The sequence below is a fragment of the Pseudomonas sp. UYEF17 genome (assembly GCF_040546125.1).
GTDB lineage: Bacteria > Pseudomonadota > Gammaproteobacteria > Pseudomonadales > Pseudomonadaceae > Aquipseudomonas > Aquipseudomonas putida_Z.
The window spans coordinates 75607-87728 of sequence record NZ_JBEPNE010000010.1 but is presented as its reverse complement, the minus strand read 5'-3'; the positions used below and the strand labels follow the sequence as shown (position 1 = coordinate 87728).

General features: G+C 64.0%; 11 protein-coding genes. All 11 read left to right on the top strand.

All coding sequences use genetic code 11. The annotated features are described in order from the left end of the window. Window positions 1–24: 24 nt before the first annotated feature. The 11 genes from ABIB24_RS16465 (at window position 25) to ABIB24_RS16415 (ending at window position 12072) form a co-directional block, all read left to right on the top strand. Window positions 25–915: an NAD(+) kinase gene (locus ABIB24_RS16465; protein ID WP_025338255.1), complete on the top strand. Its 891-nt coding sequence runs from the start codon at window positions 25–27 to the stop codon at window positions 913–915. Next, window positions 915–1886: a metallophosphoesterase gene (locus ABIB24_RS16460; RefSeq protein WP_274078926.1), complete on the top strand. Its 972-nt coding sequence runs from the start codon at window positions 915–917 to the stop codon at window positions 1884–1886. The genes ABIB24_RS16465 and ABIB24_RS16460 overlap by 1 nt, the downstream gene beginning before the upstream one ends. Next, window positions 1883–2770 carry a rhomboid family intramembrane serine protease gene (locus ABIB24_RS16455; protein ID WP_137163304.1) on the top strand — a complete coding sequence of 296 codons (888 nt, stop codon included), beginning with the start codon at window positions 1883–1885 and terminating at the stop codon, window positions 2768–2770. The genes ABIB24_RS16460 and ABIB24_RS16455 overlap by 4 nt, the downstream gene beginning before the upstream one ends. A gap of 13 nt (window positions 2771–2783) precedes the next feature. Next, the gene (locus ABIB24_RS16450) at window positions 2784–3044 is read left to right on the top strand and encodes a YeaC family protein (protein WP_003260154.1); all 261 of its coding nucleotides are present in this window, start codon (window positions 2784–2786) and stop codon (window positions 3042–3044) included. Beyond that, window positions 3041–3871, top strand: coding sequence for a DUF2797 domain-containing protein (locus ABIB24_RS16445; RefSeq protein ID WP_075044170.1), 831 nt, complete (start codon window positions 3041–3043; stop codon window positions 3869–3871). The genes ABIB24_RS16450 and ABIB24_RS16445 overlap by 4 nt, the downstream gene beginning before the upstream one ends. Window positions 3872–3884: 13 nt before the next feature. Further along, a complete protein-coding gene (gene pepN, locus ABIB24_RS16440; RefSeq protein WP_137163305.1) occupies window positions 3885–6542 on the top strand; it encodes an aminopeptidase N in 2658 nt (885 codons plus the stop codon). 274 nt (window positions 6543–6816) lie between these two features. Continuing rightward, window positions 6817–7836: a WD40/YVTN/BNR-like repeat-containing protein gene (locus tag ABIB24_RS16435; protein ID WP_137163306.1), complete on the top strand. Its 1020-nt coding sequence runs from the start codon at window positions 6817–6819 to the stop codon at window positions 7834–7836. Between the two features lie 20 nt (window positions 7837–7856). After that, window positions 7857–10232, top strand: coding sequence for an efflux RND transporter permease subunit (locus tag ABIB24_RS16430; protein WP_024086538.1), 2376 nt, complete (start codon window positions 7857–7859; stop codon window positions 10230–10232). Window positions 10233–10383: 151 nt separating this feature from the next. Beyond that, the gene (locus tag ABIB24_RS16425) at window positions 10384–10674 is read left to right on the top strand and encodes a DUF5629 family protein (protein ID WP_025338261.1); all 291 of its coding nucleotides are present in this window, start codon (window positions 10384–10386) and stop codon (window positions 10672–10674) included. Continuing rightward, window positions 10640–11770, top strand: a complete 1131-nt coding sequence (locus tag ABIB24_RS16420; RefSeq protein WP_354316870.1) for a lactonase family protein — start codon at window positions 10640–10642, stop codon at window positions 11768–11770. The genes ABIB24_RS16425 and ABIB24_RS16420 overlap by 35 nt, the downstream gene beginning before the upstream one ends. Before the next feature lie 122 nt (window positions 11771–11892). Then, window positions 11893–12072, top strand: coding sequence for a hypothetical protein (locus ABIB24_RS16415; RefSeq protein ID WP_025338263.1), 180 nt, complete (start codon window positions 11893–11895; stop codon window positions 12070–12072). Window positions 12073–12122 lie beyond the last annotated feature (50 nt).

Below are 12122 nucleotides of genomic sequence, written 5' to 3'. Positions count from 1 at the left end.
GCCGCAGAGCCTCGCAGGAGCCCCATGGAGCAATTTCGCAATATCGGTATCATCGGCCGCCTTGGCAGCTCGCAGGTGCTCGACACCATTCGCCGACTGAAAAAATTCCTCCTCGAGCGCCACCTGCACGTGATTCTCGAGGACACCATCGCCGAAGTGCTGCCCGGCCATGGCCTGCAAACCTCTACCCGCAAGCTGCTGGGCGAGGTCTGTGACCTGGTCATCGTGGTCGGCGGCGACGGCAGCCTGCTGGGCGCCGCCCGCGCCCTGGCCCGGCACAACATTCCGGTGCTGGGCATCAACCGTGGCAACCTGGGCTTCCTCACCGACATCCGCCCCGACGAGCTGGAAGAGAAAGTCGCCGAAGTGCTCGACGGCCACTACCTGGTGGAAAACCGCTTCCTGCTGCAGGCCGAGGTACGCCGCCACAACGAAGCCATCGGCCAGGGTGATGCGCTGAACGACGTGGTGCTGCACCCGGGCAAGTCGACGCGCATGATCGAGTTCGAGATCTACATCGATGGCCAGTTCGTCTGCAGCCAGAAGGCCGACGGCCTGATCGTCGCCACCCCCACCGGCTCCACCGCCTACGCGCTGTCGGCCGGCGGCCCGATCATGCACCCCAAGCTCGACGCCATCGTCATCGTGCCGATGTACCCGCACACTCTGTCGGGCCGGCCGATCGTGGTCGACGGCAACAGCGAGCTGAAGATCGTGGTGTCCAAGGACCTGCAGATCTACCCGCAGGTATCCTGTGACGGCCAGAACCACTTCACCTGCGCCCCTGGCGACACCATCACGGTGAGCAAGAAACCGCAGAAGCTGCGCCTGATCCACCCGCTGGACCACAATTACTACGAGGTCTGCCGCACCAAGCTAGGCTGGGGCAGCCGCTTGGGAAGCAGGGACGACTGATGCTCGATCCGGCGCGTAGTTTCGACATCATCGGTGACGTGCACGGTTGTGCGCTGACCCTTGAACGCCTGCTCGACGCCCTCGGTTACAAGCGTGTGGCAGGTGTATGGCGCCACCCGCGGCGCCAGGCGCTGTTCCTTGGCGACATCGTCGACCGCGGGCCACGCATTCGCGAGGCGCTGCACATCGTCCACGACATGGTCGAGGCCGGCCAGGCGTTCTGCATCATGGGCAACCACGAGTACAACGCGCTGGGCTGGGTTACCCCGGCACTGCCTGGCAGCGGCAAGGCCTTCGTGCGCGAGCATACGCCGCGCCACGCCCGGTTGATCGACGAAACCCTGACCCAGTTTGCCCACCACCCCGCTGACTGGCACGACTTCGTCAACTGGTTCTACGAATTACCGCTGTTCGTCGACGCCGGGCGCTTCCGCCTGGTGCATGCCTGCTGGGACCCGCGGCTGATCGAGCCGCTGCGCCAGCAGTACCCCGACGGGCGTATCGACGAGCACTTCATCCAGGCCTCGGCGGTGAGCGGCAGCTTTGCCGCCACCGTGTGCAACCGCCTGCTGCGCGGCACCGACATGCGCCTGCCGGACGGCCTGACCCTCACCGGTGGCGACGGCCTGACCCGTGCCTTCTTCCGTACCAAGTTCTGGGAAGAAGACCCGCAAACCTACGGCGACATCGTGTTCCAGCCAGACGCCCTGCCCGCGGAAGTGGCCAGCACCCCGCTCAGTCACAGCCAGAAGAACGCCTTGCTGCGCTATGCCGAAGACGAGCCCATGCTGTTCGTCGGCCATTACTGGCGTAGCGGCCGCCCGGCGCCGATCCGCTCCAACCTGGCCTGCCTGGACTACAGCGCCGTGCTCTACGGCAAGCTGGCCGCCTACCGGCTGGATGATGAAACCCGCATCGACCCGCACAAGTTCGTCTGGGTCGATGTCGACCGCCCACAGGCCAACCAATGAACATTATCGAAGTGATGCGCCTGCCGCTGTCGGTCGACCTCAGCGGCTTCGTTCACCTGCTGCAGCGCCTGCAGGTGCCGCACCGGGTCAGCGAGGAGGGCGATGCCCAGGTGCTCTGGGCCCCCGACACCCTGGCCGCAGACGTCCGCGAGCTCTACCAGCGCTACCCCGACGGCAACGCCGACCTCGAACTTGCACAGGACCCTGTGGGAGCGGGTTTACCCGCGAATAGCCCCACACAACCCTCCCTGGCAGAACAGGCCAGAGCCTGCAAAGTCACCACTATCACCCTGCTGCTGTGCTTCATCGTCGCCGGCCTCACCGGCCTGGGCGACAACTTCACCACCATCAGCTGGTTCACCTTCCTCGATTTCCGCGTCCAGGGCGACTACCTGTACTTCAGCCCGCTGGCGCAAAGCCTGGACGAAGGCCAGTGGTGGCGCCTGGTATCGCCCATGCTGCTGCATTTCGGCGTGCTGCACCTGGCCATGAACAGCTTGTGGTACTGGGAACTGGGCAAACGCATCGAATTGCGCCAGGGCCCATGGGCGCTGCTGGGCCTGACCCTGCTGTTCAGCCTGGTGTCCAACCTGGCCCAGCACTACAGCAGCGGGCCGAGCCTGTTCGGCGGCCTTTCCGGCGTGCTGTACGGCCTGCTCGGGCACATCTGGCTGTACCAGTGGCTGGCACCCGACCGTTACTTCAACCTGCCCAAGGGCGTGCTGGTGATGATGCTCATCTGGCTGGTGGTGTGCCTGAGCGGCGTGATCGACACCCTGGGCCTTGGCCAGATCGCCAATGCCGCCCACGTCGGCGGGCTGCTCATCGGATGCCTGACCGGGCTCTTGGGTGGGGCGCTGGCCCGGCGTAAACTGTCGGCTTGAATCAGGAGACACTATGTCCACTTTCGCGCAAATGATTGAAAACATCACCCCGGAAATCTACGAGAGCCTGAAACTGGCCGTGGAAATCGGCAAATGGTCGGATGGCCGCAAGCTCACTGCCGAGCAGAAAGAGCTGTCGCTGCAGGCGGTAATCGCCTGGGAGATGAAAAACCTGCCCGAAGACCAGCGTACCGGCTACATGGGCCCGCAGGAATGCGCCTCGAAGTCCGCGCCGATCGCCAACATTCTGTTCAAGTCGGACTCGGTACATTGATCGAACTCGCTCGTGGCTCGTTGAGCAAGATGGCGGTAAGCCTGCAGGCGCCAGTGGTGCAGTACAGCTTCCGTCTGGATGACACGCAGGTGCCGGTCAACCCGCTGATCGGCCAGCGCCTGCGCCTTGAATACCTCGGCGCCATTCACTGCAGCCATTGTGGCAAGCGCACCAAGACCAGCTTCAGCCAGGGTTACTGCTACCCGTGCATGACCAAACTGGCCCAGTGCGACGTGTGCATCATGGCCCCGGAAAAGTGCCACTACGACGCTGGCACGTGCCGCGAACCGTCGTGGGGCGAACAGTTCTGCATGACCGACCATGTGGTCTACCTGGCCAACTCGTCGGGGATCAAGGTCGGAATCACCCGCGCCACCCAGCTGCCCACCCGCTGGCTCGACCAGGGCGCCAGCCAGGCCCTGCCGATCGTGCGCGTGGCCACCCGCCAGCAGTCCGGCCTGGTCGAAGACTTGCTGCGCAGCCAGGTGCCGGACCGCACCAACTGGCGCGCCCTGCTCAAGGGCGATGCCGAGGAGCTCGACCTGGTCGCCATTCGTGAACAGGTGTTCGACGCCTGTGCCGATGGCCTGCGCGAGCTGCAGGGGCGCTTCGGCCTGCAGGCGATCCAGCCGCTGGCTGACGCCGAAGTGGTGCAGATGAAGTACCCGGTCGAGGCCTACCCATCGAAGATCGTCAGCTTCAACCTCGACAAGGACCCGGTAGTGGAAGGCACGCTGCTGGGCATCAAGGGCCAGTACCTGATCTTCGACACCGGTGTGATCAATATTCGCAAGTACACGGCCTACCAGTTGGCCGTGCTCCAGTAAAAAGGACCTGCACATGCGTACCGAACAACCGCAAGTGATCTACCTCGAGGATTACCAGGCGCCCGAGTACCTGATCGACGAGACGCACCTGACCTTCGAGCTGTTCGAGGACCACACCCTGGTTCACGCGCAACTGGTCATGCGCCGCAACCCGGCACGCGGTGCCGGCCTGCCGCCACTGGAGCTCGATGGCCAGCAGCTGGAACTGCTGCGCGCCTCGCTGGATGACCAGGAGCTGCAGCCGGGTGACTACCAGCTCGATACCGATAGCCTGACGGTGCAGCCCAAGGCCGAGCGCTTCACCCTCGACACCAGCGTGAAGATCCACCCCGAGAGCAACACCGCACTGGAAGGCCTGTACAAGTCGGGCAAGATGTTCTGCACCCAGTGCGAGGCCGAAGGCTTCCGCAAGATCACCTACTACCTCGACCGCCCGGACGTGATGAGCACCTTCACCACCACGGTCATCGCCGAGCAGCATCGCTACCCGGTATTGCTGTCGAACGGCAACCCGATCGGCAGCGGGCCGGCAGACGATGGTCGCCACTGGGCGACCTGGGAAGACCCGTTCATGAAGCCGGCCTACCTGTTCGCCCTGGTGGCCGGTGACCTGTGGTGCGTCGAGGACAGCTTCACCCGCCAGTCCGGCCGTGACGTGACCCTGCGCATCTACGTCGAGCCCGAGAACATCGACAAGTGCGACCACGCCATGGTCAGCCTGAAGAAGTCCATGCGCTGGGACGAAGAAGTCTATGGCCGCGAGTACGACCTGGACATCTTCATGATCGTCGCGGTCAACGACTTCAACATGGGCGCCATGGAAAACAAGGGCCTGAACATCTTCAACTCCAGCTGTGTGCTGGCCCGTGCCGAAACGGCCACCGATGCCGCACACCAGCGCGTCGAAGGCGTGGTCGCCCACGAGTATTTCCACAACTGGTCGGGCAACCGCGTCACCTGCCGTGACTGGTTCCAGCTGTCGTTGAAGGAAGGCTTCACGGTGTTCCGCGATGCCGAGTTCAGCGCCGACATGAACTCGCGCACGGTCAAACGCATCGAAGACGTGGCCTACCTGCGTACTCACCAGTTCGCCGAAGACGCTGGCCCCATGGCTCACCCGGTGCGCCCGGACAGCTTCATCGAGATCTCCAACTTCTACACCCTGACCGTGTACGAGAAGGGCGCCGAAGTGGTGCGCATGGTTCGTACCCTGCTGGGCGCCGACGGCTTCCGCAAGGGCAGCGACCTGTACTTCGAACGCCACGATGGCCAGGCGGTGACCACCGACGATTTCATCAAGGCCATGGAAGACGCCAACGGCGTCGACTTCACCCAGTTCAAGCGCTGGTACAACCAGGCCGGCACCCCGCGCCTGGAAGTCAGCGAGGCCTATGACGCGGCCGCGCAGACCTACAGCCTGACCTTCCGCCAGAGCTGCCCGCAGACCCCGGACAAGGCCGAAAAACTGCCGTTCGTGATCCCGGTGGAGCTTGGCCTGCTGGATGCCGCAGGCAACGACCTGCCGCTGCAACTGGCCGGCGAAGCGACGGCGCAGGGCACCAGCCGCGTGCTGTCGGTGACCGAGGCCGAGCAGACCTTCACCTTCCAGGGCATCCAGGCCAAGCCGCTGCCGTCGCTGCTGCGTGGCTTCAGTGCACCGGTCAAGCTCAGCTTCCCCTACGACCGCGACCAGCTGATGTTCCTGATGCAGCACGACAGCGACGGCTTCAACCGCTGGGAGGCGGGGCAGCAGTTGTCGGTGCAGGTGCTGCAGGAGCTGATCGGCCAGCATCAGCGCGGCGAAGCACTCAAGCTCGACCAGCGCCTGATCAGCGCCCTGGGCACCGTGCTCGGCAACGAGTCGCTGGACCCGGCCATGGTTGCCGAAATGCTCTCGCTGCCGGGTGAGGCCTACCTCACCGAAATCAGCCAGGTGGCCGACGTGGACGCCATCCACGCCGCCCGCGAGTTCGCCCGCCAGCAGATCGCCGAGCAGCTGTTCGACGCCCTGTGGGCGCGCTACCAGGCCAACCGCGAAGTGTCGCGCAGCACCGCCTACGTGGCCTCGGCCGAGCACTTCGCCCGCCGCAGCCTGCAGAACATCGCGCTGTCGTACCTGATGCAGAGCGGCAAGCCGCAGGTGCTGCAGGCGACCCTGGAGCAGTTCGAGCACTGCGACAACATGACCGAGCGCCTGACCGCCCTGGCCGTGCTGGTCAACTCGCCGTTCGAGGCCGAGCGGGCCAAGGCGCTGGAAGCCTTTGCCGAGCACTTCAAGGACAACCCGCTGGTCATGGACCAGTGGTTCAGCGTGCAGGCGGCCAGTACGCTGCCGGGCGGGCTGGCGCGGGTCAAGGCGCTGATGCAGCACCCGGCGTTCACCCTGAAGAACCCGAACAAGGTACGTGCGCTGGTCGGCGCCTTTGCCGGGCAGAACCTGGTCAACTTCCATGCGGCGGATGGCTCCGGCTATCGCTTCCTGGCGGACCTGGTGATCGAGCTGAATGCGCTGAACCCGCAGATCGCCTCGCGGCAGCTGGCACCGCTGACCCGCTGGCGCAAGTATGACGATGCGCGTCAGGCCCTGATGAAGGGCGAGCTGGAGCGGATTCTGGCTTCTGGTGAGCTGTCCAGTGATGTGTATGAGGTTGTGAGCAAGAGCCTGGCTTGAGGGCCGGTGGGGCTGCTTTGCAGCCCATCGCGACACAAGGCCGCTCCTACAGAGACCCGCGCGGCCCCCTGTAGGAGCGGCCTTGTGTCGCGAAGGGCCGCACAGCGGCCCCGGCTTTACAAGGCCGACAACAAAACATAACACCCCGCCCGTTGTGTTCCCGCAAATATCCCCGCTACGATCCCCTCAAGCTATTGCAGGCCTCTAGATCAGGCTTTTCGCAGTACCTGCAGTGCATTGACCCACCACACAAGAACACAACAGGGGGACAGTCATGAGGGAACAGAACAGGCGCTTTGCCTGGCCATTGGCAGCCGGCGCGGTACTGGCGCTGGGGCTTGGCGTGTGGGCTGACAGCGTGCAAGCCGCTGCCGCCGACGAGTATTCCACCGAATCGGCCAAGGCCAGCCAAAGCCTGCTGATCGACGCCACCCATGCCGGCAAGCGCCTGGTGGTGGTGGGCGATCGCGGTCATATCCTGTTCTCCGACGACCAGGGCAGCACCTGGACCCAGGCGCGGGTGCCCACCCGGCAACTGCTGACCGCGGTGTTCTTCCTCGACGACAAGCGCGGCTGGGCCGTCGGCCACGATGCGCTGGTGCTCGCCAGCAGCGATGGTGGTGCCACCTGGAGCAAGCAGTTCGAAGACCTGTCCCGCGAAGCACCCTTGCTCGATGTCGCCTTCCTCGACGCCCGGCACGGTTTTGCCGTAGGTGCCTATGGCGCCTTGCTGGAAACCACCGACGGCGGCCAGCACTGGCAGGACGTCGCCGAGCGCCTGGACAACCCCGACCAGCTGCACCTGAACGGTATCGCCCAGGTGCGTGACGCGGGCCTGTTCATCGTCGGCGAGCAGGGTGGCATGTTCCGCTCCGCCGACAACGGCCAGACCTGGGCCAAGGTCGAGGGCCCTTACGAGGGCTCGCTGTTCGGCGTGATCGGCACTGCCCAGCCGAACACCCTGCTGGCCTACGGCCTGCGCGGCAACCTGTTCCGTTCCGCCGATTTCGGTGACAGCTGGCAGCCGATCGAGCTCAAGGCCGCACGTGGCAACCTCGAATTCGGCCTGGCAGGCGCTACGCTTGTCGAGGACGGTAGCCTGGTGCTGGTCGGCAATGGTGGCAGCGTGCTGCGCAGTACCGATGATGGCCAGACCTTCAGTGTCTACAACCGTGCCGACCGCATTGCCCTGGCCGGCGTCAGCGGCCTGGCCGATGGCGGCCTGCTGCTGGTAGGGCAGGGTGGCGTGCACCTGGCTGACCCACAGGGTGCTGACCAGGAGGTGCGTCCATGACCAGCAGGGAGAGCATCACCATGCACCCGCATCACCAGGACAAGGCCACGCTGCTCGAACGCCTGATCTTCAACAATCGCCCCGTGGTCATCGCCCTGTGCGTACTGGTCAGCATCTTCCTGTTCTGGCAGGCCACGCAGATTCGCCCGTCCACCAGCTTCGAGAAGATGATCCCGCTGCAGCACCCGTTCATCGAGCAGATGATGGAGCACCGCAACGACCTGGCCAACCTCGGCAACACCGTGCGCATTTCGGTGGAGGCCGTGAATGGCGACATCTTCGACAAGGACTACATGGAGACCCTGCGGCAGATCCATGACGAAGTGTTCTACATCCCTGGCGTCGACCGTGCCGGGCTGAAGTCGCTGTGGAGCCCCAGCGTGCGCTGGAGCGAGGTCACCGAGGAAGGCTTCTCCGGTGGCGAGGTGATCCCCAACACCTACAACGGCTCGCAGGACAGCCTCGACACCCTGCGCGACAACGTGCTCAAGTCGGGCCAGGTGGGGCGCCTGGTGGGCAACAACTTCAAGTCCAGCATCGTCGACGTGCCGCTGCTGGAGAGCTACCCAGACCCGCAGGACCCGGGCAAGCAGGTGAAGCTGGACTACCAGCAGTTCTCGCACCAGCTGGAAGAAAAGATCCGTGACAAGTTCCAGGCGCAGAACCCCAACGTGAAGGTGCACATCGTCGGCTTCGCCAAGAAGGTCGGCGACCTGATCGACGGCCTGGTGATGGTGGCGATGTTCTTTGGCGTCGCCCTGGCCATCACCTGGGTGCTGCTGTACTGGTTCACCTGGTGCATCCGCAGCACCATCGCCGTGCTCATCACCACCCTGGTGGCGGTGGTCTGGCAGCTGGGCCTGATGCATGCGGTGGGCTTTGGCCTGGACCCGTACTCGATGCTGGTGCCGTTCCTGATCTTCGCCATCGGCATTTCCCACGGGGTGCAGAAGATCAACGGTATCGCCCTGCAGTCGAGTGACGCCGACAACGCCCTGACCGCTGCCCGGCGCACGTTCCGCCAGCTGTTCCTGCCGGGGATGATCGCCATCCTCGCCGACGCCGTGGGCTTCATCACCCTGCTGATCATCGACATCGGGGTGATTCGTGAACTGGCCATCGGTGCTTCCATCGGTGTGGCGGTGATCGTGTTCACCAACCTCATCCTGCTACCGGTAGCCATCTCCTATGTCGGCATCAGCAAGAAGGCCGTCGAGCGCAGCAAGCAGGACGCCACCCGCGAGCACCCGTTCTGGCGCCTGCTGTCGAACTTCGCCAGTGCCAAGGTGGCGCCGGTGTCGGTGGCCCTGGCGCTGGTCGCCTTCGCCGGTGGCCTGTGGTACAGCCAGAACCTGAAGATCGGCGACCTCGACCAGGGCGCGCCGGAACTGCGCCCCGACTCGCGCTACAACCAGGACAACAACTTCATCATCAGCAACTACTCGACCAGTTCCGACGTGCTGGTGATCATGGTCAAGACCCCGCCGGAAAGCTGCTCGATCCACTCGACCATGGCGCCGATCGACGAGCTGATGTGGACCATGCAGAACACCCCGGGCGTGCAGTCGGCAATTTCCCTCGTGACCGTCTCCAAGCAGGTGATCAAGGGCATGAACGAGGGCAGCCTGAAATGGGAAACCCTGTCGCGCAACCCGGACATCCTCAACAACTCCATCGCCCGCGCCGATGGCCTGTACAACGGCGACTGCTCGCTGGCGCCGGTGCTGGTGTTCCTCAACGACCACAAGGCCGAAACCCTGGAGCGGGTCACTGCCGTTGCCAAGGCGTTTGCCGACAGCCACAACAAGGAAGGCCTGCAGTTCCTGCTGGCGGCGGGCAATGCCGGGATCGAGGCGGCGACCAACGAGGTGATCAAGTCGGCCGAGCTGACCATCCTGATCCTGGTGTACATCTGTGTGGCGGTGATGTGCCTGATTACCTTCCGCTCGTTCGCCGCCACCCTGTGCATCGTCCTGCCGCTGGTGCTGACCTCGGTGCTGGGCAACGCGCTGATGGCCTACATGGGCATCGGGGTCAAGGTGGCGACCTTGCCGGTGGTGGCGCTGGGTGTGGGCATTGGCGTGGACTATGGCATCTACATCTACAGCCGGCTGGAAAGCTTCCTGCGTGCCGGGTTGCCGTTGCAGGAGGCTTATTACGAGACCCTGCGCTCGACTGGCAAGGCGGTGCTGTTCACCGGGTTGTGCCTGGCCATCGGCGTGTGCACCTGGATTTTCTCGGCGATCAAGTTCCAGGCGGACATGGGGCTGATGCTGACCTTCATGCTGCTGTGGAACATGTTCGGTGCGCTGTGGCTGTTGCCGGCGCTGGCAAGGTTCCTGATCAAGCCGGAGAAGATGGTGGGTAAGGAGGGGGGCTCCATTTTCGCTCATTGAATTGCTGGGGGCCGCTTTGCGGCCCATTCGCAGCACAAGGCTGCTCCTACAGAAGGTTCGCGGTCCCCCTGTAGGAGCAGCCTTGTGCTGCGAATGGGCTGCAAAGCAGCCCCAGGGCTATAATGCCAACTCATTTCAGATTGGTACCCCCATGTCCCCCCTCGCCACCGCCCTGCAGTCCTGCGACATGCTCCTGATCGACGGCCTGCACGCCTTCGACTTCACCTCCGATGAATCCGGCCTCACCATCGAATGCATGGACGGCCGCCAGCTCCGCCGCTGGTCCTTCACCCCCGAGCAGATCACTGCCGCCATCGCCGTGGGTGACGAGTGGCAACTCGACGATGCCAACGGCGAGCATCGACTAGTCTGTATGAGTGCCTTTCGTGCCCCGGATGATGACGAAGATGAATCGGATCTGGACGAGCCTGCTGACCGCTAGCCTGATGAGCATGACCCTCCACGCCCACGCCGCCACCTTGCTGGTGGGCAGCTACACCGATGGCGCCAGCCAGGGCATCTACCGCTATCAGTTTGACGAAAAGACCGGTCATATCGACCCTGCGCCGCAGCAGGTGGTGAAGAGTGTCAGCCCTTCGTGGCTGGTATTGTCGGCCGATCAACGCCAGCTGTTCGCGGTCAATGAAACCCCGAACGGCCATGCCAGCAGTTTCAGCGTCAGTGCAAAAGGCGAGATCAAGCCCATCAACCAGGTGGCCAGCCAAGGTGACGAGCCGACTCACGCCAGCCTCAGCCAGGACCAGCGTTATCTGTTCGTGGCCAACTACGCAGTCAAGCCCGACCCTGGCGGCAGCCTGGTGGTAATCCCGGTGGCCAAGGACGGCAAGCTCAAGCCGGTGGTGCAACAGGCCCGGCACAAGGCGAGCGGGGTCAACCCCGAGCGCCAGGCTGGCGCCCATGTGCATTCGCTGGTGCTGTCACCCGACGGCCGCCACCTGTATGCCAGCGACCTGGGTGCCGACAAGGTGTTCATCTACCGCTACGACGGTGCCAGCGCAGACCACCCGTTGACGCCGGCGATCCCCGCGTCGGTGGACCTGCCGCCGGGCAGCGGGCCGCGCCACCTGTTGTTCGACGCCAAGGGCCGGCACGCCTACCTGACCCTGGAAATGAGTGCCGAGGTGGTGATGTTCGATGTGCAGGAGGGCAACCTGGTCGAACGCCAGCGCCTGCCCCTGACCGAGAGCAAGGAAGCTGCGGCGAAAGCGGCAGGTGGCTTGCACCTGTCGGCAGATGGGCGCTTCCTGTATGTGAGCAACCGAGGCACGGCCAACGAGATCGTGGTGTTCAGCGTGGGCAAGCAGGATGGCCTGCTGACATTCCTGCAGCGCCGTTCGGTGGAGGGGGATCATCCCCGCGAGTTCGCCCTCGATCCGAGTGACAACTTCCTGCTGGTGGCCAACCAGAAGAGCAACCAGATCGTGGTGATCCGCCGCGATCCGCGCAGCGGCAAGCTGTTGGAGACGGTGCAGACGCTGAAGCAGGATGCGCCGTCGGACCTGAAATTCATCGAGTGATATCGATCGGCGTGATAATCGATACTGCCGCAATGAATTTTTGCCTGCGGCTTCGGCGGCGTAAGTTTGACCCAAGGCCCAAACGGGCCAACGTCAAACCACCGCCGTCGAGGTCAGCCCAGATGAACTTCAATCTCTTCCCGGTCATTGCCGCATCCGCCATTTCCGCTTCGGTCGTATTGCCGACGCATGCCCATGCCGACAGCAGCGGCAAGGCGTCCGCCACCCATAGCTACACCGAACAGTACCTGCGCCAGAGTGCCAACTTCCATGCGGCATTGAGTGGCAAGCACAACCACTGAATCCTGTACTGGCCCTATCGCCGGCAAGCCAGCTCCCACAGGGGTTGAGC

What these genes read in the sequence shown, in the direction of transcription:
- ABIB24_RS16465 (WP_025338255.1), top strand. Translation starts at nt 25, where the DNA reads ATGGAGCAATTTCGCAATATCGGTATCATCGGCCGCCTTGGCAGCTCG.
- ABIB24_RS16460 (WP_274078926.1), top strand. Translation starts at nt 915, where the DNA reads ATGCTCGATCCGGCGCGTAGTTTCGACATCATCGGTGACGTGCACGGT.
- ABIB24_RS16455 (WP_137163304.1), top strand. Translation starts at nt 1,883, where the DNA reads ATGAACATTATCGAAGTGATGCGCCTGCCGCTGTCGGTCGACCTCAGC.
- ABIB24_RS16450 (WP_003260154.1), top strand. Translation starts at nt 2,784, where the DNA reads ATGTCCACTTTCGCGCAAATGATTGAAAACATCACCCCGGAAATCTAC.
- pepN (WP_137163305.1), top strand. Translation starts at nt 3,885, where the DNA reads ATGCGTACCGAACAACCGCAAGTGATCTACCTCGAGGATTACCAGGCG.
- ABIB24_RS16435 (WP_137163306.1), top strand. Translation starts at nt 6,817, where the DNA reads ATGAGGGAACAGAACAGGCGCTTTGCCTGGCCATTGGCAGCCGGCGCG.
- ABIB24_RS16430 (WP_024086538.1), top strand. Translation starts at nt 7,857, where the DNA reads ATGCACCCGCATCACCAGGACAAGGCCACGCTGCTCGAACGCCTGATC.
- ABIB24_RS16425 (WP_025338261.1), top strand. Translation starts at nt 10,384, where the DNA reads ATGTCCCCCCTCGCCACCGCCCTGCAGTCCTGCGACATGCTCCTGATC.
- ABIB24_RS16420 (WP_354316870.1), top strand. Translation starts at nt 10,640, where the DNA reads ATGAATCGGATCTGGACGAGCCTGCTGACCGCTAGCCTGATGAGCATG.
- ABIB24_RS16415 (WP_025338263.1), top strand. Translation starts at nt 11,893, where the DNA reads ATGAACTTCAATCTCTTCCCGGTCATTGCCGCATCCGCCATTTCCGCT.